19 protein-coding genes and 3 pseudogenes are annotated in these 22,288 nt (G+C 61.3%); 9 read left to right on the forward strand and 13 right to left on the reverse strand.

Translation table 11 applies throughout. From position 1 onward, the window contains the following. Positions 1 to 123: 123 nt before the first annotated feature. From NKH89_RS27435 to NKH89_RS27450, 4 genes and pseudogenes are all read right to left on the reverse strand, one after another. Positions 124 to 551, reverse strand: a pseudogene (locus NKH89_RS27435) (UbiA family prenyltransferase); the annotation flags it as partial. A gap of 349 nt (positions 552 to 900) precedes the next feature. Then, entirely contained in the window at positions 901 to 1,167 is a 267-nt protein-coding gene (locus NKH89_RS27440) for a hypothetical protein (RefSeq protein ID WP_023680946.1), read from the reverse strand. A gap of 1,279 nt (positions 1,168 to 2,446) precedes the next feature. Further along, a pseudogene (locus NKH89_RS27445) lies at positions 2,447 to 3,160 on the reverse strand (IS6 family transposase). A 362-nt stretch (positions 3,161 to 3,522) separates the two neighbouring features. Continuing rightward, positions 3,523 to 4,419, reverse strand: a complete 897-nt coding sequence (locus tag NKH89_RS27450; RefSeq protein WP_352453291.1) for a LysR family transcriptional regulator — start codon at positions 4,417 to 4,419, stop codon at positions 3,523 to 3,525. 79 nt (positions 4,420 to 4,498) lie between these two features. Here NKH89_RS27450 and NKH89_RS27455 point away from each other — a divergent pair, with 79 nt between their 5' ends. The 5 genes from NKH89_RS27455 to NKH89_RS27475 all read left to right on the forward strand — a co-directional run bounded on the left by NKH89_RS27455 (position 4,499) and on the right by NKH89_RS27475 (position 9,850). After that, positions 4,499 to 5,713 (forward strand): trans-sulfuration enzyme family protein, encoded by a 1,215-nt coding sequence (locus NKH89_RS27455; protein WP_352453292.1) that lies wholly within the window; start codon positions 4,499 to 4,501, stop codon positions 5,711 to 5,713. A 29-nt stretch (positions 5,714 to 5,742) separates the two neighbouring features. Then, entirely contained in the window at positions 5,743 to 6,777 is a 1,035-nt protein-coding gene (locus NKH89_RS27460; RefSeq protein ID WP_352910700.1) for a transporter substrate-binding domain-containing protein, read from the forward strand. A gap of 68 nt (positions 6,778 to 6,845) precedes the next feature. Further along, on the forward strand, positions 6,846 to 7,961 hold the full coding sequence (locus NKH89_RS27465; protein WP_352466290.1) for an ABC transporter permease subunit: 1,116 nt from the start codon (positions 6,846 to 6,848) through the stop codon (positions 7,959 to 7,961). Positions 7,962 to 7,964: 3 nt separating this feature from the next. Beyond that, positions 7,965 to 9,056, forward strand: coding sequence for an amino acid ABC transporter permease (locus NKH89_RS27470; protein ID WP_352515815.1), 1,092 nt, complete (start codon positions 7,965 to 7,967; stop codon positions 9,054 to 9,056). Positions 9,057 to 9,100: 44 nt separating this feature from the next. After that, positions 9,101 to 9,850, forward strand: coding sequence for an amino acid ABC transporter ATP-binding protein (locus NKH89_RS27475; RefSeq protein WP_352466289.1), 750 nt, complete (start codon positions 9,101 to 9,103; stop codon positions 9,848 to 9,850). A 48-nt stretch (positions 9,851 to 9,898) separates the two neighbouring features. On the opposite strand, the gene NKH89_RS27480 is transcribed toward NKH89_RS27475, so the two are convergent. Continuing rightward, entirely contained in the window at positions 9,899 to 10,237 is a 339-nt protein-coding gene (locus tag NKH89_RS27480; RefSeq protein WP_352453299.1) for a hypothetical protein, read from the reverse strand. A 158-nt stretch (positions 10,238 to 10,395) separates the two neighbouring features. On the opposite strand from NKH89_RS27480, the gene NKH89_RS27485 reads away from it, so the two are divergent. Next, the gene (locus NKH89_RS27485; RefSeq protein ID WP_352547716.1) at positions 10,396 to 11,226 is read left to right on the forward strand and encodes a hypothetical protein; all 831 of its coding nucleotides are present in this window, start codon (positions 10,396 to 10,398) and stop codon (positions 11,224 to 11,226) included. Further along, positions 11,208 to 11,825, forward strand: coding sequence for a hypothetical protein (locus tag NKH89_RS27490; protein WP_352547714.1), 618 nt, complete (start codon positions 11,208 to 11,210; stop codon positions 11,823 to 11,825). Before NKH89_RS27485 ends, NKH89_RS27490 begins: the two co-directional genes overlap by 19 nt. A gap of 151 nt (positions 11,826 to 11,976) precedes the next feature. Here NKH89_RS27490 and NKH89_RS27495 read toward each other — a convergent pair whose 3' ends face one another. After that, complete coding sequence (locus NKH89_RS27495) at positions 11,977 to 12,567, reverse strand: TetR/AcrR family transcriptional regulator (protein ID WP_352453301.1); 591 nt, start codon at positions 12,565 to 12,567, stop codon at positions 11,977 to 11,979. Between the two features lie 55 nt (positions 12,568 to 12,622). Between NKH89_RS27495 and NKH89_RS27500 the strand changes: the two genes are divergently transcribed. Then, on the forward strand, positions 12,623 to 13,639 hold the full coding sequence (locus tag NKH89_RS27500; protein ID WP_352493445.1) for a methyltransferase domain-containing protein: 1,017 nt from the start codon (positions 12,623 to 12,625) through the stop codon (positions 13,637 to 13,639). 209 nt (positions 13,640 to 13,848) lie between these two features. On the opposite strand, the gene NKH89_RS27505 is transcribed toward NKH89_RS27500, so the two are convergent. The 7 genes and pseudogenes from NKH89_RS27505 to NKH89_RS27535 form a co-directional block, all read right to left on the reverse strand. After that, positions 13,849 to 14,142 (reverse strand): oligopeptide/dipeptide ABC transporter ATP-binding protein, encoded by a 294-nt coding sequence (locus NKH89_RS27505; protein WP_352453303.1) that lies wholly within the window; start codon positions 14,140 to 14,142, stop codon positions 13,849 to 13,851. Positions 14,143 to 14,590: 448 nt separating this feature from the next. Further along, positions 14,591 to 15,577 carry an ABC transporter ATP-binding protein gene (locus tag NKH89_RS27510; protein ID WP_352453304.1) on the reverse strand — a complete coding sequence of 329 codons (987 nt, stop codon included), beginning with the start codon at positions 15,575 to 15,577 and terminating at the stop codon, positions 14,591 to 14,593. Beyond that, the gene (locus NKH89_RS27515; protein ID WP_352453305.1) at positions 15,577 to 16,575 is read right to left on the reverse strand and encodes an ABC transporter ATP-binding protein; all 999 of its coding nucleotides are present in this window, start codon (positions 16,573 to 16,575) and stop codon (positions 15,577 to 15,579) included. The genes NKH89_RS27510 and NKH89_RS27515 overlap by 1 nt, the downstream gene beginning before the upstream one ends. After that, positions 16,572 to 17,465, reverse strand: a complete 894-nt coding sequence (locus NKH89_RS27520; protein ID WP_023680719.1) for an ABC transporter permease — start codon at positions 17,463 to 17,465, stop codon at positions 16,572 to 16,574. Before NKH89_RS27520 ends, NKH89_RS27515 begins: the two co-directional genes overlap by 4 nt. Positions 17,466 to 17,467: 2 nt before the next feature. After that, positions 17,468 to 18,403 carry an ABC transporter permease gene (locus NKH89_RS27525; RefSeq protein WP_352466286.1) on the reverse strand — a complete coding sequence of 312 codons (936 nt, stop codon included), beginning with the start codon at positions 18,401 to 18,403 and terminating at the stop codon, positions 17,468 to 17,470. Positions 18,404 to 18,412: 9 nt separating this feature from the next. After that, positions 18,413 to 19,966 carry an ABC transporter substrate-binding protein gene (locus NKH89_RS27530; protein ID WP_352515819.1) on the reverse strand — a complete coding sequence of 518 codons (1,554 nt, stop codon included), beginning with the start codon at positions 19,964 to 19,966 and terminating at the stop codon, positions 18,413 to 18,415. 61 nt (positions 19,967 to 20,027) lie between these two features. Beyond that, positions 20,028 to 21,237: pseudogene (locus tag NKH89_RS27535) on the reverse strand (trans-sulfuration enzyme family protein). Positions 21,238 to 21,337: 100 nt separating this feature from the next. Between NKH89_RS27535 and NKH89_RS27540 the strand changes: the two are divergent. After that, positions 21,338 to 22,240, forward strand: coding sequence for a LysR substrate-binding domain-containing protein (locus tag NKH89_RS27540; protein WP_352515817.1), 903 nt, complete (start codon positions 21,338 to 21,340; stop codon positions 22,238 to 22,240). Positions 22,241 to 22,288 lie beyond the last annotated feature (48 nt).

Below are 22,288 nucleotides of genomic sequence, written 5' to 3' on the forward strand. Positions count from 1 at the left end.
CTTTTTTGGCCTAGTGAAGCAATTTCTCGCCTATTTCACCCTAAATGAGGAATGTTTTTCCTCACATAACGTGACTCGGGATCCTGGGCTCCCGGACGCGATAACTAGAAACCGCCAGCCCTTCGGCAATACGCAAGTGGCGATCAGGCGCGTGTAGGGCGTCAGGAAGAGCAGGAGCGACGCCGCAAGCGCAAGCGGAATTGCCAGAAAGGCGATTGCTGGGACCATGCCGATCTGGCCGCTTGCCAGAGGGCGAAAGCGGGTCCGCTCAACGTGGCCGTCGAACCTGCGATCGGCAATGTCATTGATCGTGGACCCGGCGCTTCTCATCAGAAACGCGCCAAGGGTGAATAGCGCCAATTGCTGAACGGCGGGGATACCATGTGCCGCTTGGATCAATGCGGCCCAACAGGGAACAACGTCAGCCATATGCCCACTGGCCGATCCAGCCGCGCGAGCCGCGTGTAGGGCCGCCATGCACGCGGCAGCCGGCGATCCACCCAGTCACCTCTATGAATATCACTCAGGTCCGGTCGGCTCGAAGTCGCCATGAAGTAATCTTAATCCCGCGCAGAGAAAGGCATTTTCCTGTTCGGTTGAAGTGCCAAATTCGCAGCGTTGCGTATGCGCGCAATGGCAGCCTCGGGGTGGCAAGCGGAAGTCCAGCGTGAACGCGCGGAATAGTTGCTTTGCGGACCTGAGCCGGCATTAGGTTGCGCAAGCTGTAGCGGCTGATCTTGGCACGACCGAGACCAACGGCGGCGCTCACGCGCAGGACCGGCTCTTGAAGCCAGTGCCCAGCGGGCTCTACGCCAATAATGGGCGCTTTCCAGAATGACCGGAACCGCACGGCAATCGCTGAGCAAACCCTTCTAACCTTGGCCAGCGGAGCAATCACCTTTACGATTCGACCAGGATCACCAAGGACTCTGGCACCACTCCATCGAAGGCCATCGCATCCGCGGCTTCCTTGCTCTGCATAGCTTTCATCATGGCGTCCATGTCCGGAACGTCCATAAGAACGGCCACCCGGGTCGGATTTTGTGGATCTACAAATGTTCGTATGTTGGTCACGCCGAGCGGACCAAAAAGCTCTTTGCGCTTCGGCGAGTCGAGCCAGTGCTTCGCTCCTTTTGTGATGTTATGGTGGCCAATGACTGTCGGCATTGCATCCTCCCTATCGTGACGGCGAAGTCCGGCATCGCCAAGAGTGCCAAGATCCATCCCCGTCGAACCACGGAGCGCCGTTTTGGTTGGACTGTCAATTATTTCGTTAAGGACGCGGAAGAACGATTCGGAGAGGGCGTTTCTTCCGGACGGTTCGACCTCAATGAACCAGGATCGCGGTCACGCGGCTGTGGCTATTGACATGTGACATGCGCAAACAGCCGGACAACAACTGCAAGGGCCCGCGTGGCAGATATGGGGATCCAGCGCGGGGGTCGGAAAGGGCAGTTGCGGGAGTAGGGCTGCCATTCATGACCCGGCGGGCCAAGGTCGTCTTCGGGTCGACTCCGGCCGTAGAGCGAAGGTCCGCTGTTGAGAGCGGCGGTGAGGGTCCGGTAATGGCGCTACTTACTCGTTCAGGTGGCCGCTACAGTTGATTGCTAGAGTTAGTCTAGCGTGTCCAAGCGCCATGAAGCGAGCTTACAGCCAAAAGGAAAGTCGGCGGCCCATTTTTCAATGAGCGTTGCCCGAACCCGCCGACCTGCGGATTGCCATTGGCCCCGCGATTCGCAGCTTTGCCGGAACGGAGGCGTGCCGTCTAGCAATGTAAGCGTGTACCATTTCAGCTGCGGAAGTTTTCAAGATCTCTGCCTTAAATCTTTCGGCCATCGCTCGCGCAATCTGTGCTGCCTATAAAGTCGCGCAGCACGAGGTGATCTAGGTTGCAGGGTTGGCGCGGCAAGCGTTCCTCGGCCAGGAATCAGGCGCCAGCGCTGAACAACGCAGCCGGGACGAGTTTCCGGATTCGTTACCGCCATCGGCGATTTGCTCACGGGCTTCGCAAGTCCACGGTGCACTCGTGAGACTCCTAATTGCGCTCCGCCGCGCCGAATGATTACGGAGTACTAGCCTGCCCAATCCCAGCGCGCCCAGAGTTCTGGCTCGCGTGTGAACCATTAGGCCGGCGGGACGTTGCTCTGCGGATCCAACAGCTGACGGCACGACCGTGGAGGAATCCAAGCATCATTCTACGCCTCAGAAACAAGACACGCCCGGTGCCTTGGCGAACTTTCCTTATGACCGAATGACCGTCGAGCGATTTCGGGGGCGTTTCCGCGAGCGAGGTGGAACGACGAGCGCAGGAGCTGGTTTGTGCCGGGAAAGACGGCGCCGCTACCTCTTTGGCGACCTCTATTCGACCCGCGGGAGCATCATCAACCCCAAGAGGTGATGTCACATAAACGGAGATGGGCTGTCGTTGTGACTTTTGGGAATGATTTCAGGCGATCACGCCGGCAGCAGCTTTCCATTGCGCCATGGCATTCAAGCGGTGAAGATGGATTTGAAAGGCGGAGCGTTTTGAACGGGGCGGGACGAAGAGATTGCGGACTGCAGAGAACGTCGAGACGAAACGCTGGAGGCTCCCCGGTGATCGAAAATCTTGTATCATCCGCTCTCGTTTTCGCAGTGGCACATGCGAATTCTCCGCTCTGTTGTTCAAGCCCTTGTGCGACCGGTGCTCGATGTCCGTCATGACTAGACGCCGCGCTGCTCCATAGGAGCCGAGCTTGTCGGTGATCATGCGCTTCGGCACCTGGCCCTGCTTCTTCAACAGCCGTGTCAGCACGCGCTTGGCGGCCTTAGTGTTGCGCCGGGTCTAGCCGATCTCGTCGAGCACATAGCCGTCCTGGTTGACGGCCCGCCATAACCAATGCTTCTTGCCGGCGATCATGATGGCGACTTCGTCGAGGTGCCAGATATCATTTCGACTGGGCTGCTTGCGGCGCAGGCGCCGGGCGTAGTCCAGCCCGAACTTCTTTCCCCACCGACGGATCGTCTCGTAGGAAACGACAATGCCGCGCTCCAGCAGCATTTCTTCGACACGACGCAGGCTCAGCGGAAATCGATAATCCAGCCACACCGCGTGGGCGATGATCTCGGGTGGGAACCGATGCCGTTTGTAGCTGATCTGCGAAGTGTTCGTCCCCAGCATCTATCGCAGCGATCCCTGACACGCGGTTACCGTGACAACGCCCCTGGGAGCGCCTGGACCAAATCGGGTGCCCAGTTCTAATATGTGGCGGGTGGTACGACGGGATCGCTCTACCGTCATCTCAGGAATGCATGGTGGGAAGACTCCCGAGGGCGACCTTGCGCATGTTCGAAGGTGGCCATCTATTTCTCTGGCAGGATAGCTCCGCGTTCGCCGAGATCGTCCGGTTTCTTGCAAACGAGGAAGCCGGCTAAAGGGCGAACACGAATTTGCGCCGTGCGAGGCTGCGTGAGGCCATGGACGTCCGCGCCTTACTGAGGCAAGACCGGTCGCGTCTATGTTTAGGCGGCGAGCCACATTGCCTATGCCTCGCTCGATAGCATATTGCGGGCGGCATAGAGTTCGCCAATGAAGTCGGTGATCAAGGTCGAATTGATGCCGTCCGGCGGGCGCAGGAGTAGCGCGCGGAAATTGACGGCCGGCTCGAATGGCCTGGCCAAAATACCGCCGATCATGCCGTCCGCAATGACGGAGGGATTGACCAAGCCGATTCCCATGCCCTTCGCTGCAAGGATAGCGATGGTCAGGCCGTAGGGCGTTTCGATCAGGATGCGCGGCCGTACCCCATGCGCGGCCAGGATCTTGTCCATCGCGAGCCGAGCCGTATCTTCCGGCGACAATGCCAGGAAGGCCTCGTCGGCGAGATCGGCCGGCGTGATTATCTGCTTCCGCGCCAGCCGGTGGTTCTTCGGCATTACACAGACGGCGCGCGGCGTGGTGAAGATGCTGTGCAGCACGCCGCTGGTATCGACCTCGTCGGCCGCGAGCCCGATATCGAAACTGCCAGAGGCGACCAGGTCGCGCACGATATTGGAGGTGCGGACCTGATAGCTGATTCGCACCTGCGGATGCCGGTGCGAGAACGCTACGATGGCGCGCGGCACCAGCCCATGCCCGAGTGCCGACAGGGAGGCGACGCGGATGGTACCGGTGCCGACCTCCTTGATCTGGGCCGCCCGCAGCTTGAGCCGGTCGAGCCCGACCAGGTTGGCTTTCACCTCGGCATGGAACAACTCCCCTTCGCGTGTCGGCACCAGCCTGCCACGAATGCGGTCGAAAAGCCTGAAGCCGAGTTCGGCCTCTAGCTTGGCTAGCGAACGGCTGATGGCCGGCTGCGAGGTATCCAGCAGCGCGGCCGCCGCGCCGGCGCCGCGCGTGATCATGATCGCGTTGAAGACATCGATGTCGCGCAGGTTCATAGTCAGCCCATATCAAAAGCGAATTAACTTTATCGCTGCGGTCATAGATGGCAATGGATGAGCCCGCTAAGTTTCGCCCATGAACCGACGCGACGACACTTCACATGTCCATCCTCCCAAGCGCTCCGAGGAACCGTTTCAGGCGGTGGCGATGCCGGTCGAGCGAGCCTCGACCGTGGTCTTTGACGATCTGGAATCGTTCGAGCGTCGCGTCGAGCGTCTGTACGACGGGTTCAGCTACGGACTTTACGGCACACCGACCAGCCGGCAGCTCGAGGATCATATCGCCGTGCTGGAAGGCGGATTGCGGGCCCTCGTCGTCCCGTCGGGCATGGCGGCCATGACGCTGGCGACCATGGCTGTCTGCCGTGGCGGCGAAAGGGTTCTGATCCCGGAGACGCTCTATGGCCCGGCGCGCGACATGGCAGAGCGTTTTCTTGGCCCCCTCGGGATCGAGGCGGTTTCCTACAATGCAAGGCTGGACGCAAGCATCGCGGCCATGATCGACGGCAGAACGCGGCTGGTTTGGGTAGAATCGCCTGGCTCGGCCACCTTCGAAGTCCAGGATGTGCCCGCCATCACAGCCGCGGCCCACAAGGCCGGCGTGCTCGTCGCGGCCGACAACACCTGGGCCTCGCATCTGCTGTTCAAGCCGCTCGCTCATGGCGTCGACATCTCCATGCAGGCGCTTTCCAAGCACGCCGGCGGCCATGGCGATCTCCTGATGGGTTCAGTCTCAGTGCGCGACGAGGCGCTGTTCCGACGCCTGAAGGACACGGCGCGCTTCCTCGGCTACGGGGTCTCGCCGGAGGATTGCGCGCTGTGCGAGCGTGGCCTGATGACCATGCCGGTGCGCGTGCGTCATGCCGACGCCACCGCGCGCAAGATCCTCGCCTGGCTATCGGAACGCCCGGAAGTCGCGCAGATCTTGCATCCCGCGGAGCCTGGCCATCCCGGCCACGCGGTCTGGAAGCGTGACTTCGCCGGATCGGCGGGCGTGTTCTCCTTCGTGCTGCGGCCGGAACTGGCGCCACTGCAATCCGATGTCCTGCGCAGCCTGCGGCTGTTCAGGCTCGGCGCAAGCTGGGGCGGCGTGCATTCGCTGATTGCCGTCAGCGATCCGCGCAAAGGGCGCGCCAGCCTCGATTGGCTGAAGCCCGGCCCGGTCTGGCGCCTGTCGATCGGCCTTGAGGCGCTCGAAGATCTTCTGGCCGACCTTTCCCAGGCCTTCGAACTCTTTGATGAAGCCCGGCGCAACGGAACCGCAGCAGCCGACGCCAAGGCCGCCGAATGATTAGAACCTCAACGAGAAGGGGAATGACTATGAAACATCAAGTTCTGAAATGGCTCACGGGTCTGGCGATAGGATTGGCCAGCCTGACTTCGGGCGCCGTGGACGCCAGCGCGCAGGCGGTTATCAACAAGATCAAGGAACGCGGCTATGTCAGCTGCGGCGCCAGCCAGGGCGTGCCTGGTCTCTCCCGGCCCGACGAGAAGGGGTATTATCGCGGCTTCGATTCCGATATCTGCCGCACTTTCGCGGTCGCCATCCTCGGCGACAAGGAGAAGATCCGTTACGTGCCGCTTAACGCAGGCCAACGTTTTCCTGCGCTGCAGACCGGAGAGATCGACGTTCTGTCGCGCACATCCACCATCACCTACAGTCGCGATACGGTTGTCCGCTTCGTCTGGATCAATCTCTACGACACGGACGGCATGCTCGTGCGCAAGGCCGACAATATTACCGAGCCCAAACTGCTGTACGGAAAGACCGTCTGCCTGCAAGGCGGTGGTAGCCTGACCGAGAAAGCGATCGAGGAAACCGAGGAAGAGTTCGGGATCGCGATGGAGAAAGTCTATTACGACTCGACCATTCAGGCGCGCGACGCCTTCTTTGGCGGCCGCTGCGATTCCTACGTCACCGACGGCACCGCGGCAGCAGGACAGCGTGCCGCGGTGGCCAAGAACCCGGACGACTACGACATCATCAAGGTCGGCAAAGCCGCCGAACCCAATGGCGTCGCGGTCGCCCGCGGCGACGATCAACTCTTCGACGTCGTGCGTTGGACATTGAATGCCCTGTTCTGGGCCGAGGCCAACGGCATCACCTCGCAAAACGTCGATGAAAAGCTTGCCTCGGGCAGTCCGGAAGTCAAAGGCGTGCTGGGTGAGGAGCCCGGTTTCGGCAAGCCGCTCGGATTGGACGACAAGTGGGCCTACAACGTCATCAAACAAATGGGCAACTACGCCGAGATCTGGGATCGCAATCTCGGCAAGGACAGCCCGCTGAAGGTCGAGCGCGGCCTGAACGCGTTGTGGAAGGACGGCGGCCTCAACTATCCTTTCCCTTGGGATTGAGCTGCACATGAAGGGGACGCGCCCGCCGTTCCCTTTCCCTGCCAACGCCGCGAACCGTCGAGGTCGAAATGCTGAGCGATGCCAAGACCAGATCGATCATCATCCAGTGTGCCCTGGTGGCCGTGGCTGCCGCCTTCGCTGCCCTGCTCGTCAGCACGACTTTCGCCAATCTCAGGGCACGCGGCATCCCGATCGGCTTCGATTTCCTGACGATGCCGTCAAGGATCGTCATCTCCGAAGCAATCCTCACTTACAAGTCGCGGGACCCCTATTACTGGGCGATCGCGACCGGGCTCGCCAATACGGTCTTCATCTCCGCGGTCGTCATCGTCTTTTCATCCGCGCTCGGCCTCGTCGTCGGCATCACCCGGCTGAGCAGCAATCCCCTGGCGGCGGGCACCTGCCGCGTATGGGTGGAGGTTGCACGCAATTCACCGCCGATCGTGCTTCTGATCTTTCTCTACTCGCTGTGGTGGAAGGTGCTGCCGCCGGTCGGCGAAGCGCTCAATCCCCTGCCCGGTGTTTACGCCTCCATGCGCGGCTTTGTGGTGCCGGCCGTCAGCATGGACGTCGCCACCCAGGGATTGCTCGTCATTGCTCTCGCCCTGGCACTGGCGGCCGCCGGCTGGGCGGCGGCGCGACGAGGATGGTTGCCGCCGCTGGCCGCGCCGGCGATCCTCACGGTGGGCGTTGCCGGACTATGGCTTGCCGACGCGAAGTTCTCCGTCGACTGGCCGACCTTCACCGGGTCGAATTTCAAGGGTGGCCGGGAACTGACGCCCGAACTCAGTACCATCCTCATCGGGCTGACCATCTACACCACCGGCTTCGTCGCCGAGATCGTGCGCGGCGGCGTGCTTTCGGTCGGCCGCGGTCAGTGGGACGCAGGTCATTCGCTCGGCCTGCCGCGCGGCAAAATATTGCGCCTGATCATCATCCCGCAGATGCTGCGGGTGATCGTCCCGCCGCTCAACAGCCAATACATCAACGTCGTCAAGAATTCGACGCTGGCGATCGCGGTCGGCTATCCGGACTTCCTTGCGGTGATGAACACCATCATCAGCAAGTCCAGCCATTCGATCGAGGGCGTCTTCATCATCCTCGGCGTCTATCTCGCCCTCAACCTGAGCCTGTCAAGCGCGGCCAATTGGTACAACCGTCGCATCGCCATCGTGGAGCGCTGAACTATGAAGGCCGTGTCTCTTTCCCTTCCGGCCGAGCCAATGCCAGGACAGATCCGCTTCGGCGCCTTGCGGCGGTCAGCCAAGCTCCTGTTCGGCACGCCGCTCAATGCCGCCCTGACGCTGTTGTTCGGCGTTCTGCTCGTCGCCACGGTACCGCCGATGCTGCGCTGGCTAATAATCGACGCCGTGCTGTTCGACCCCAATCCAGGCGCCTGCCGGGTTGCCACCGGAGCCTGCTGGAGCTTCATCTACGCCAAGTCCGGGCAGTTGCTGTTCGGCATCTATCCGCTCGACGAACGCTGGCGCCCGGCGATCGTCTGCCTGCTCATCCTGGCGCTGCTTGCCTGGTCGGTGCGGCCCGCCAGTTGGGCCCTGCGGCTGCTGGCGCTCTGGGTGGCAGCGTTCGTGCTGATCTTCTGGCTGATGGGCGGCGGCATCGGCCTGACCGAGGTTCCGACCTCGTCCTGGGGCGGCCTGCCGGTGACGCTCATCCTCACCGTCGTTGCCATCGGCGTCGCCTTCCCGGTCGGCATTCTCTTGGCGCTGGCCAGGCGCTCGACCATGCCAGCGATACGCATCGGCGCCGTGGTCCTGATAGAATCGGTGCGCGGACTACCGCTGCTGTCCATCCTGTTCGTGGCGTCGATCATGATGCCGCTGTTCCTGCCCGAGGCCCTGTTGCCCGACAAATTCGTGCGCGCGCTGGTCGCGCTCACCATCTTCGCCGCGGCTTATCTCGCCGAGGTGATCCGCGGCGGCCTGCAGGCCATCCCGAATGGCCAGTACGAGGCTGCGGCAGCGCTCGGCCTGCCCTTCTGGCGCACGCAATATCTCGTCATCCTGCCGCAGGCGATCCGGGTGGCGATCCCGGCGCTGGCCAACACCATCATCGTCATGATCAAGAACACCAGCCTTGTCCTGGTGGTCGGCCTGTTCGACCTGATCAGCTCCGGTAAAGCGGCGCTGGCTGACCCGGACTGGCCGTCGCCGGCGGCCGAGACATTCCTGTTCATCGGCGCGATCTTCTTCGCGCTCTCCTTCTCGTTCGCCCGCTTCGCCGACTTCCTGGAGCGGCGCGGCCCGACCGCTCACTAGGAAATGCCTTGATGTTATCGTCCGCCCCAACGCGCGCTCCGTCCATGACCGATCCCAGCGCTCCGCCCGCTATCCAAATGACCGGCATGAATAAGTGGTACGGAAACTTCCATGTGCTGAAGAATATCAACCTGACCGTCCATCGCGGCGAGAAGCTGGTGATCTGCGGTCCGTCCGGCTCGGGCAAGTCGACGATGATCCGCTGCATCAACCGGCTGGAGGAGCATCAGCAGGGGCAGATCGTCGTCGAAGGCGTCGAACTCAGCAACGATTTGAAGCAGATCGACGTAATCCGCAGTGACATCGGCATGGTGTTCCAGCACTTCAACCTGTTCCCGCATTTGACCATTCTGGAAAACCTGACACTGGCGCCGATCTGGGTGCGCAGGATGCGGCGCGGGCAAGCCGAGCAGACCGCCATGCACTATCTGGAGCGGGTGAAGATCCCGGACCAGGCGCATAAATATCCCGGCCAGTTGTCCGGCGGCCAGCAGCAGCGCGTCGCCATCGCCCGTGCGCTCTGTATGAGCCCGAAGATCATGCTCTTTGACGAACCGACCTCCGCCCTCGATCCTGAAATGGTCAAGGAAGTGCTCGACACCATGGTCGCGCTGGCCGACGATGGCATGACGATGCTGTGCGTCACGCACGAGATGGGATTTGCCCGCCAGGTCGCCGACCGCGTCGTCTTCATGGACCAGGGCGAGATCGTCGAGATGAACACGCCCTCCGAATTCTTCTCGCATCCGCGTCACCAGCGCAGCAAACTGTTTCTTGCCCAGATCCTGAACTAGCGAACCTCTCCCGCCAGCCCATGCGCCGGCCGGATGGGCAGACGCAAATCAGAAATCCATCCGGGGCCTGGTCAGCGCGCAGCGACCTGCCAGACCGCGACGCCGGCCCAGGATCAGGCCGGCGACGCCTTCGATGCTGCGCGAGATAATGTCGAACAAGCGCGGCCGACTCTCGAAGGAATACACCAGGCGTTCGCGAAACAGGATCGACAGCGCCGCGAGTTCCGGCCATTGGTAGATGTTCGGCCCACAACTTCTGCACGTCGACGATCCGGGCGCCTGGCGGTGGGCGCTCCGGTCCTGTTTCGACGATAATGCGCCGCCGGCCGGCGCAGGCACAGCTGCCACGTATTGCAGCAGACGGCAGAGGACGAGAACGTCGTCCACAACGCAACTCTCGACTCGAAGTCGTAGCTGCATCATATGGCCTGTTCACCAAGCGGGCTTTGGGGGCTAGCACGAAGTCGGGCACCCACTTTGGCACCTCCACTTGCGCGAGCAGTAGTCCGCTTTCCTTCGCAAATGCCATGTGGCAAGACGGATGGATGGCGGCGGACAGCGAACATAAAAGCATCTCTGCGAGAGCGTTGGGCATCGCATTATCAGCTGCTGCCCTCGTGCCGCATTTCACAACCCCAGCCTTTGCCCATGCTTCCGAGCGCGGCTATGTCATGCTCCTGCCGACCGGATATTATGTCGTGGGCGGGGCGGTGGCCGTAGCCGCGAGTTTTCTGGTTCTGGCTGTCCTCCCGCCCAGGCTGCTCGAACGCATTTCGGCATCCCGCCTGCCAATTGGTCAATTCGGCGACGCCGCGCGCATTTGGATCAGCACGCTCGCCTTCGCGGTTCTCGCCATACTCGTGGCGGCGGGAATTCTCGGCAGCCGAGATCCGCTGTCGAATCCACTTCCGCTAACGGTGTGGACGCTGGTCTGGGTCGGACTGACATTGCTTCAGGGCGTATTCGGCAATGTTTGGTCGTGGACAAACCCGTGGTACGGGCCGTGGCGCATTTTCTCCAGCGTCTTCCCGGCATTCCGCGATCGCACAATGCCACAAGGACTGGCTTACTGGCCGGCGTTGATTTTGTTTGCAAGCTTCGCCTGGTTCGAGCTGATCTATCCGGCGCCCGAAGATCCGGCGCGGCTTGCGTTCGCTCTCATGGCCTACTGGCTCTCGACCTTCGTCTGCATGATCATCTTCGGCTACGAAGGCTGGAGCCGGCGCGGCGAGTTTCTGTCCGCGTTCTTCCGCATGGTGTCACGCTTCGCCATCGTCGAAACGACGCCGGACCACCCAAGCGGGGGGCGTGGCCTGGAGCGAAATTGTGGAGCGCGCAAGCCTTGCCGGCGAGCGGTATGCTCTTTCTGTTGCTGACGTTGAGCTCGGTGTCCTTCGACGGTCTGTCGAAGACCTTCTCTTGGCTGGGCGCGAATGGTGTCAATCCGCTCGAATTTCCGGGGCGCTCGGCATTAGTCGGAATCAACAGCGCCGGTCTTGTGCTGATGTTTATCGCACTTGTCGCCGTGTTCTTCGCCGCAGTGTTTGTCGGTGAGCGGTTGGCCGGGAGCATCTCTTTCGGAAAAGCGGTCGGGCTCCTTGTCTGGTCGATCGTCCCGATCGCGCTCGCCTATCATTTTTCCCACTATCTGACGGCCCTCCTGGTGAACGGCCAGAATGCGCTCGTCGCTATTTCGGATCCGTTTGATCGGGGATGGAACCTATTCGGCACGGCGCACATGAATGTCGGGGCGGGAGTGATCATGGGCTCCGATGCAGCGTGGATCATCTGGAACTTTCAGGCGGCGGCGATCATCGGCGGCCATATACTTGCCGTTCTGGTCGCGCATGGGCTGGCGTTCCGTTTGCATCCGGCGCGCAGCCGCGCGGCGCTCAGCCAATTTCCGCTGACCGTTTTTATGGTCGGATATACGGTTTTCGGGCTGTGGCTGCTGTCCACGCCGACGGCCGTCTGACGGCCGCAAGCCACGTATCGGAGGCGTTGGTCGACAGACCTCACGGCGGTGTATCGCGACCTCAAGGACATGCGTCGAACAAAGCCGGTGGTTGGTGAATTGGCAACGCCGGCACTGCAACTGACTGCTTCACAGTTCTTCGGCCTGATATCTAAGCCGACGGGACGCCCTCGGTGGCCAGACGCCGGAAGATCTGGTCGACTTGTTGCGGCGGCAATTTGGCGCCGCCGTCGAGCCACCAGATCAGCACCGACAGAAAGGCACCCACGACGAACTGGACGATCAGTTCGTTCGGCACGACATCGGGGAGCTTCCTGTCCTTCTTTGCGGCAAGCTCCGCGCGCACGAGATCGCATAGAATCTCGCGGATGCTGCCGAGCACAATAGTCCCACCGCGGCCCCCGGCCAGAGCTCGGTAGAGATCTATATGTTCACGCGCGTGCTCGAACATACCGAGCACGAACCCCAAGCTGCGATCTTTCAGCTCGCCTGGCGCTGCAAGCGCATGCCGCTGGCGTTCGACCAGCATGGCGCGCAGATGATCGTCCAGGCCGCTGCGCTTGAGGTCGTCCTTGCTGGTGAAGTGCGCGTAAAAGGTCGATCGGCCGATGTTTGCCTCATTGCAGATGTCCTCGACGGTAATTGCTTCATATCCCTTTCTCAGGATCAAAGTGATCAGCGCATGGTGAAGAGTCGACCGGGTCCGGGCGACACGGCGGTCTATCGTCTTTTCCGTTACCATGAGCTTTTCCGGTCAGATGGCAGAGGACCGTGCGGTACCGGACATTCTGCCGCGAATGGTCGTTGACGCGTTCCCGGATATCATGTCAGTTTCCGAACATGATGTCCATCAACCGGCGAGAGTGGCCAAGGAGTCTCTGATGAGAAAACATGGGCATAACAACAGCGGAGCCGGCGCGCCCGGCCGCATCATACATTGGGCAGCACGCTACGATCTGATGACTTGGCTGTTCACCTTAGGCCGCGAACGCGCCTTTCGCGAAAAGATCCTCCGGTTGACGCAGCTCGAACCTGGAGAGTCCGTCCTCGATATAGGGTGCGGGACGGGAACGCTCGCTATACTTGCCAAGCAGCAGGTCGGGCCGACGGGCACCGTGCACGGGATCGATGCGTCACCGGAAATGATCACCAGGGCGGGTGCGAAGGCTCGAAGAGTCGGTCTGAAGGTCACCTTTGAAAAGGCCGCCGCCCAGGCATTACCGTTCCGGGATGCCGAATTCGATGTCGTAACGACGACGCTGATGCTCCATCATCTTTCTGCCGATGGACGTAATCAGATGGCTCATGAGATACACAGAGTCCTGAAGCCATCCGGTCGCGTACTCGCCGTCGACTTCGTGCAAGCGCCACAGGATGGAGGCTTCATCGATCGCTTCCACCATCACGGCGTCAGCACAGTCGACGACATCATAACGGAATTCCGGGACTCGGGTCTCAACATCGTCGCTAGCGGCGCGGTTGGCACGAAGAACCTGCAGTTCGTGCTAGCCACGGCGGCCGCCGACGTTGCCCGTATTCGCGATAGGTTTGTCGCTCTCGGCACGGAAGAACCCTCAGGCCCGGCACGGCCTGCAGCCATGAGCCACCTGCACACCATAGGCCTGGTGCTAGGCATCGTCGCGCTGATCGCCATGCACGCAGGCGCGCCCTGGTGGCTATCGTGGCGCGGTCTAAGCGACGCCTCAAATCCGATCTCTTACACAGTGATTGCACTCGTGGCCCTTTTCGTAATCTTCAAGATCGGATTGCTCGGTGGCCTGCATCGGTGGAGCAGAGGCCGCCGCCAGCGTTGAGGCCGCTTGCTATTACGACATCGCGTCTCGCTACGGCTTGTTGGACACGCAGGAGTTCACCTTTCACACCCGGACGCGAATCGCGCGTCCGCTCCGGTCTCCCCGCCTTGCGAGGGTGGTGGTAGGCCAATCTAATCCCGTCGCAGCGAGATCAGACGCTGGCAGACGGCGCTTAACGTTATTCTCGGAAGACCAACTGCCATTCGTTGTCAGATCACCGGGCGGTGATCACTCTCAGCCAGATGGCAGGCGGCGACGCCGCCATGAGGAACGGGACGCAGTTGGGGCTCGTCCAGCCGGCAGATATCCATCGCCACCGGACAGCGCGTGTTGAACCGGCAGCCCGGCGGTGGATTGCTCGGGCTCGGCGGGTCGCCTGCGAGGATGATGCGGCGGCGGTCGGCCTCAATGCGCTTTCCCAGCGATAGAGGGTCGAACGCGGCACTCCGACGGCCCGCGCTGCCTGCCCGGCATCCAGTCCGTCCCGCATCGCGCGCCGCCATCGCGCCACCGCGTCGCGTCTTCTCTCTGCTTCGATAGTTGGGGTCTTCGCGCCGAGAAGCCGCGACGCCCGGCCGGCGTTGCGTATAATATACCGGGCAGGCCAAAAACCTGCATGGGGTTCTCCTATGATTCGAGCTTCGCAACCCGAGTTACGGAGAACCCCTCCTCAACTGCAAGAATCTCATATCTGTCTGAGCGCGGTCACCAGTTTGACCTGCCAACCATGTCTCACGAGCAATGGCAGGCACTTAAGCCAACGCTACAAGAAGCGGAATAATAACCGGCAAGAGGTTCCTCTCGGCCCGCCTGAGTAACCAGGGCTGCCGACAGAGCGCTTTCCCACTCACTGCCGGCCCGGTACCGGAAGGAAGGAGCGCAAATCTCTGCTTCGCCACCAGAATGCGCAACGCATCAGGTCCCGCACGCTCAGCTAGATCTGACGTTTAATCATGCGGCCGAGACCCGCTTCGCGAATAGGTCGCCGGCGAACCTGCACGCCGCCTTGTGCATTGAGCTTACTTCTTGCGACACAGGCTCAGCCTCCGCACAAGCTTCCACTGAAAGGGGACACCGCGTCCTGAAGAAACAGCCGGAGGGCGGATTCGTCGGACTTGGGATTTCGCCCGTGATCAACGGAGGGTTGCGCCGACGTTCGGTGGCAGGATCAGCCTCGGGGACAGACGCGAGAAGGAGTTGGGTGTAGGGATGGCTCGGATTCCGGTAGACCTCTTCCGAGCTACCGCTTTCCACCACCTTGCCGAGATACATCACGTAGACCCGGCTCGCCGCCTGCCGGACAAGCGCGAGGTCATGCGCGATGAAGAGGCAGGACACGCCGAGCTTCTCTCTGAGGTCGAGGAATAGGTTCATGACCTGCGCCCGTATAGACAAGTCTAGCGCGCTGACCGGTTCGTCGCAGATTAAAACCCGCGGCTCTACGGCCAGCGAGCGCGCGATCGCGATGCGTTGCCTCTGGCCGCCTGAGAGTTCACGGGTGAATCTGTCCCGGACCGTCGTCGCCAGACCGACTTGGTTGAGGAGCTCAGCGATCCTCCCCTCGCGTTCCGTTTGCGAACGCAAACCTGCAATTATGAGGGCTTCGTTTATGGCTTCGCCCACAGTTTGGCGATCATTCAGCGATGCATAGGGGTCCTGGAACACGTACTGAACTGCCCGACGCGCTTCCCGCAGACGGCGTCCACTCAAGGAGCCGAGGTCGATGCCATCAAAAACGACACGTCCGGATTGGGGTTTTTCCAAGCCGACGATCGAACGGCCGAGCGTGGACTTGCCGCAGCCAGACTCCCCCACCAAGCCGACGATCTCGCCTTGATTGAGGTGGATTGAGACGTCGTTTACCGCTTTGATCGTTTGGCCACGTTTGGCGCTTGGAAAGCTGGTGACCAGATGCTCGACTTCGAGTACCGCGCTCATTAAGCGCACTCCTTCGCCCGAATATTCAGAACGGGACAGGCGGCTGACACACCCGGAACTGCCGTCGGCAAGAACGGCGGTCGCCGCTCGCCGCAGGCATCCACAGCGTATCCGCAGCGGGGCATGAAAGCGCACCCTGTGATCGGCGCGCCAAGGATGGGCGGAACGCCCGGCAATCCACGGAAACGCGATCCGATTGCGTCCTGTTTCCTCGGAATTGCGTCGATGAGGCCCATCGTATAGGGATGCTGCGGCTGGGAGAGTACACGCTCGGTCGGTCCGGTTTCGACGTGGCGCCCCGCGTACATCACCATTACGCGGTCGGCCGAGCCCGCCACGACACCCATGTCATGCGTGATCAAGATCATGGCCATGTCCATTCTGGACTGGATTTCCTTCAGCAGTCGGAGGATTTGCGCCTGGACCGTCACGTCGAGCGCGGTGGTCGGCTCGTCGGCTACGAGAAGTGTCGGCTCGGCGGCAATGGCGATTGCGATCATGACACGCTGTCGGAGACCGCCCGAAAGCTCATGGGGATACTGCTTGAGGCGTATTTCGGGGTCGGACATCCCGACCATCTTGATAAGTTCAAGCGCCCGGGTTTCCGCAGCTCTTGCGGTCATGCCGAGGTGAAGCTCGGCTACTTCGGCTATCTGCCGTCCGACCCGGCGGGCGGGATTGAGCGCGCTCATCGGGTCCTGGAAAATGAAGCCAATGGATTTTCCGCGCAGGCTGCGAAGCGTTTCATTGTCCGATCCGACGAGCTGGCGGCTGTCGAACAAAATGGTGCCCGATATATCCGCCTGGACGCCCACGGGCATCAGGCCGAGAGGCGCAAAGCAGGTGACCGTTTTGCCGCTACCGCTTTCTCCCACAATCGCGAGGGTCTCTCGGCGGCTCAGTTCATAGGCTACTCCGTCGACTGGGCGGACCACGGTATGCGCCGTCAGCAGGTCTATGGTCAGATCTTTGACGCGGAGTATCGGTTCAGAACTCATGGCCGTGCCTCCTTGGCCCAGAATGCGGTTACCCGGCGGCGGGCCGCGAGCATCCGGGAGGTCAGCGGCTTCGGAACTCTGTTGAGGGCGACCGCTTCACCGAGGATGTTGAATCCGATGACAGCTAAAGTCAGGGTCAGTCCCGGCAGGATGACCTGGCGCGGATCGGACTCGAGATATGGAAGCGCGTCGACCAACATCTGTCCCCATTCAGGCGTCGGCGGCTGGATGCCCAGCCCGAGGAAGCTCAACGTTGCGATTGCGAGCGCGACTGCTCCGGCGTCGGCCGTGGCATATACGAGCACCGCCCCGATCGTCGTGGGAAGAAGATGGACAAAGTAAATGCGAACGGGACTTGCGCCCAATACTCTTAGGGCCTCCATGTGGGGCTTGTTCATGGTGTTGACAGCCACGGCCCGGCTAATGCGGGCGCTACCCGGCCACCAGGCGAGCGCGAGCGCGAGGATCATGTTCCAGTAGCTGACTCCGGCAATGCCGATCACCGCAAGTGAGACGATGAGGCTGGGGATTGCCTGGCCGACGTCAACGATGCGCATCAGCAGTTCGTCCGTCCAGCCCCGCCGGTATCCGGCAATCGTGCCGATGGCGATGCCGATGGCGTGCGCGCACACAAGGACGAGACAGACTCCGACCAGCGACGTCCGAGCCGCCACAATCAACCTGCTCAATGTATCGCGCCCGAGATGGTCGACTCCGAAGGGATGGGCGAGCGTCGGGCCCTGGCCAGCGATCAGCAGGTCTTGCGCATTGGGATCATGTGGCGCGATGTAGGGTGCGAGCAGTCCCAACAGAACGAACGCGCCGATAGTAAATACCGCCGAGCGCGGGAAGGCGCCAATGGCCTTCAGGAGTGGTCTGACTGGCTGCATGTTCAGCTCCTTTGAAGTCTAAGGCGCGGATCGGTCAGCGTAATGCAGATGTCGACCACGACGTTCAGGATGATGAAGAACGTGATGAAGACCAGAAGGCAGGCCTGCACGACCATGAAGTCGCGGAATCTCACCCCGGTCAGGAAGAGGTCGCCGATGCCCTGCCAAGCGAACAGAGGTTCGACAACGACCGCGCCCACGACCATCGTCCCGATCTGCGTTCCCAAGGCGTTCAAGTACGTCGGCGCGATGTTCGGGATCGCGTCGCGAACCAGAATACTCGTCCTTGACAGTCCTTTGCTCATGGCCGTTAGGACATAGGGTTTGGCCATCGCCTCCTCGAAGCCAACTCGGACGACGCGGCTCAGAACTGCTGCGGGAAGAAATCCCAGAGTGAGCCATGGAAGCACCCAACTGACGGGTCCGGCAAACCCGAAGGTCGGAAAGACGTGCCACGTGACCGAAAAGGCGTAGACCAGCAGTGCTCCGACGAAGAAGGACGGAGTCGAAGCGCCCAGAAGAGCGCTCCCTCGGGTGACCACGTCTGGCGCCCTATGTGCCCAGAGCGCGCCTACGAAGCCGACGAACAGGCTCAGCAAGAAAGCCACGACCGCTCCGCCCGCAACGAGGGTGGCGGTCGCGGCAAGGCGGCTCTTGAGGGACGCGCCGACCGCCTCGCCCGTCTTGTAGGAAATGCCGAAGTCGCCGTGGATCGCTCCGTTCAGCCAGAAGCCGTAGCGTTCGAGAAGCGGCTTGTTGAGCCCCAATTCCTCCTCGACCTTGGCGATATCGGCTTTGGTGGCCGTCGGCGTCCGCAGCTCGGCGATGAGTATCGCCACGTTGCCCGGAGCGGATACCACGAGCGCGAAGCATAGAACGGACGCCAGAAACAGCAACAAGACTGCGTTGCGGGCCCTTTTAGCGATGAAGGCGAACACGGCCGTATCCTACTCCGCCAGTGTGATATTCTCGTAGGGCATGTCGTACTCGGTCGCGGGGCTCTGGAAGCCCTTCACCCGAGCGGCATGCGCCCATATGCCCGGAACGAAGAGCAGCGGCGCGATGGCGTCGTTGTCGTGCAGCCAGTCATAGACCTTCTGCAGAGCTGCTTCCATCTCGCCTTCGGGCGCTGACATCGCGGCGAGCACCAACGGATCGAGGTGCTCGGGGTCGATGAAGAGCTTGCCGTCCACGCCGTTGTCATAGGTGGATAGGAACAGGCCCACCACAGTCCCGAAAGGTTCGTATGGCGCGCCGAACGTCTGGAAGAAAGCGAGATCGAACTTGCGCTCCGGAATGTCGCTGTGCCGCGACGCATGATCCACCGAGCGGATCGTGAGCGTGACGCCAATCTCCTGGAGCTCGGACTGGATCACTTCCGCGACGGATCGGGACCCCGGTACTTGCTCCTCGCTAACGACCAGTTCAATGGCAAGGTCCTTGCCGTCCTTCTGCCTGACAGGCCCCCCGACCCAGCCTGCCTCCTCGAGCAGCGACTTTGCGGTCTCGGTATCCCGCCTAGGCACATCGAAGCGCTTCCCCGAATACGGAACGGTTTCGGAGAACAGGTTGCCAGTGGAGGTCGCCAGACCGCGGTAAAGCACTTGCGAGATCGCAGCCCGGTCGATGCCGAGGTTGATCGCCTTGCGGACTTTCGGGTCCCTCAGCGCTTCGACGCGGGAAGTGTTGAAGGCCATAATCATTGTGGTGGTGCCGGGATCGATGACGACATCGATGCCCGCTCCCTTCAGCGTCTCTGCTTCCGTTGCGGTCAAAGGCGACACAAACGCTCCGCCGATCAGATCCACGTCGCCCGCGCGCAACGCTGCCATGCGGCCGCGCGAGTCCGGAAGGACTTTTACCTCAAGATATTTGAAAGAGGGCTTGTCACCCCAGTAGGCGTCGAAGCGCTCGAAGGCACTGCCCTCATTCCCGGCAGTCGCTTGATGCCACGGTCCCGTGCCGACGGGTGCCTTATAGCTACCGTCCCCAGAGACCGACTTGGGGCTGAGGAGCCTGACTGGCCGGACGTAAGCGAACTCCTGGAGCAGGCCGAGGACCGGTTCCTTGAACCGGACGTTGACGTGATCATCGTCGACGATGTCCGTTCCGGCGTAAAGCCGGGACGAATTCATCCAGTTGTTCGCTTCGAGTCCGATCCACCTCTTCAGGTTCCATTCCACCGCCGCGGCGTCGAACGGAGTGCCGTCGTGGAAAGTCACGCCCTTGCGCAAGGTGAGCTTAAGCAGCCTGCCCCCGTCTTCGACCGACCATTCGGTCGCCAGCCCTGGCTCGATCTTACCGTCATGGCCGTATTTAACCAGCGGCTCGAAAACGACGTCCTGAACGCCCCACAGGCCGGTGTATTTGTGAGGATTGATATCCCCGGCGGGCTTGGCGATCGCGATGCGAAGCGTGTCCTTAACCTCTGATGCCGCAACGATTGACGGCAGGATGGAGGATATCGCCGAAACTCCCAGCAGTTTTGAGACGCCCGCCAGGAAGGAGCGCCTGTCTAAATTCGTTGTTGTTGTTCATTGTCATTCCCCTTTTTGTGTTCACTCACAGCATTGATTGCCGGATGTTTTCTTTGCCGAACCGCTCGTCGTCGATCCGTGCTTGGATTTGGGCCAACATTTTCTCGAGATCGGCCATGAGATCGTCGTGCGATTCCAACCCCACGCTGAACCGCAGAAGGAGGTCCTGCCCACTCCAAGTCGTCGCGGAGCGGTTGCTCTTCACGGGCATGGGGGCAACGAGGCTGCGTGTCCCACCCCACGAGGCGCCGATGGCGAACGTCTCTAGCGTATTGAGCGCCTCCGGCACGTGCGGCAGTGCTTCGGGAACCAATTCCACGCTGAACACTCCGCTCGCGCCGAGGAAGTCGCGCTTCCAGAATTCGTGCCCGGGAGAAGACGGCAGGGCGGGGTAGAGCACACGCTCGACGGCTGGGTGGCCGCGGAACCAGTTGATCATCGCCGTCGCGCCGTCGTGCGCGTGTTTCATTCGCACGCCAAGAGTCTCCATGCCCCGCAACACCAAAGAGGCGTCGTCGGGGGAAACACCGATCCCGGCGCGCCCCATAGTCGCCTTGAGCGCGTTGAAAAGCTGCTCGGAAGCCACCGTGATCGATCCCATCAGCACGTCGGAATGGCCCGAGATATATTTGGTGAGCGCTTCGGTCACGATGTCGGCCCCATGTACGAGGGGCTTGAAGTTAAGAGGGGTCGCCCAGGTGTTGTCGAATCCGACGAGCGCGCCGTGCCGATGCGCGATCTCGGCAATCCGCGGCAGATCCTGGACTTCCATGGTCGCCGGGGGACTCGCACCACACCAGTTTCGTGTTCCCGTCGATCCGATGTTCGAGCCCCTCGGGCGAAGTGGGATCGTAGTACTCCGCTCGGACGCCAAACTTTGCCAGATCGGTGTTCACAAAATCACGGACCGGGGGATAGGCCGTGTCCGCCACCAGTACCTTGTTTCCGGCATTGAGGACGGCGAGCATTGCGATTGCGTTTGCGGCCTGGCCCGATGGCGCGAGAAGCGTCCGGTGACCCTGCTCGAGCTGAGTGATCTTTTGCTCCAGTGTACGCGTCGTCGGGGTGCCGTAGAGGCCGTAGGAATAGCCGTCAGGCCCTCGCTGGCCGCGAGTGGCGTAGGCTGCGGCATCCGCGAATACGATCGTCGAAGCCCGATGGACGGCTGCACCCAGAGCCTCGAAGCCGTCTGTTTTGACTTTGGGGGTCACAACGCATTGAGTGAGATCGTTCATGCTTGCTCCTCATGTGTTGGAGACAGTTACAGCATGACAAAACCTATTCCGTCCAATATCAAGATCGGGATGTGCTATTCTCTCAGGTTATAGGTGCGCCATGAATCTTCGCCAGATCGAGGTCTTCCACGCCGTGATGACGATTGGAACCGCCTCACGCGCCGCGGAGATACTACGCATCTCACAACCTGCGGTGAGCAAGGCCGTCCAAGAACTGGAGCGCGACATCGGTTTCGCGCTCTTCCACCGCATCAAAGGACGGATGTCGCCGACGGCAGAAGGCAACCTGTTTTTCAGGGAAGTGGAGACCTCATTCTCCGGCCTCATCCATTTGAAAGGGGCCGCGGCGCGGATTCGCGACTTCGGTTCGGGGGAAATCCGGATCGCAAGTCTCTCCGCATTAAGTACGAATGTAATGCCAAAGGCATTAAAGGCATTTCAACACCGTCACCCTGACGTTGCGATCACCTTTCAGGCAAGGCTATCCTCGGAAGTCAAAGAACTCGTCGCCTCCGGCCAGTTCGACGTCGGCCTGGCGGCGGACGAGATCGATCTTGCGGGCGTCGAAGCCCACCCATTCCGGAACTACCGGGTCGCGATCGCCATGCCCAGGGGCCATCCGCTAGAGGGGAGGGAAGTGATCCGTCCCGCCGATCTCCATGGGCAGGCCTTCATCGCGTTGGCTCCGGAGGACACTACGAGACGGGAAGCAGAGGCCATCTTCGCTGATCACGGCATCAAGCCCAAAGTGGTTCTAGAAACCCCCTATTCCACCACCATCTGCTCGATGGTCAATGCGGGGCTTGGATGCGGAATGGTCAATCCTTTAACTGCCCTTCCCTATCTCAACGGAAACCTCAGCCTCCGTCCATTTCTCCCGGGAATCTCCTTCCGAACTCTTCTGTTGTTGCCACCCAACCGACGTCCATCGAGAGTAGTTAGCGACTTTATCGAGCAGCTGATGCGTATCGCATTGGAAATTGATGGGGCTGTCCAAACTTGACTTCACTTTCGTGAACGTCGGCTTCTGGGCCCCATGCCGTCACCCGCC

Source organism: Mesorhizobium sp. M0923 (genome assembly GCF_040319365.1).
GTDB lineage: Bacteria > Pseudomonadota > Alphaproteobacteria > Rhizobiales > Rhizobiaceae > Mesorhizobium.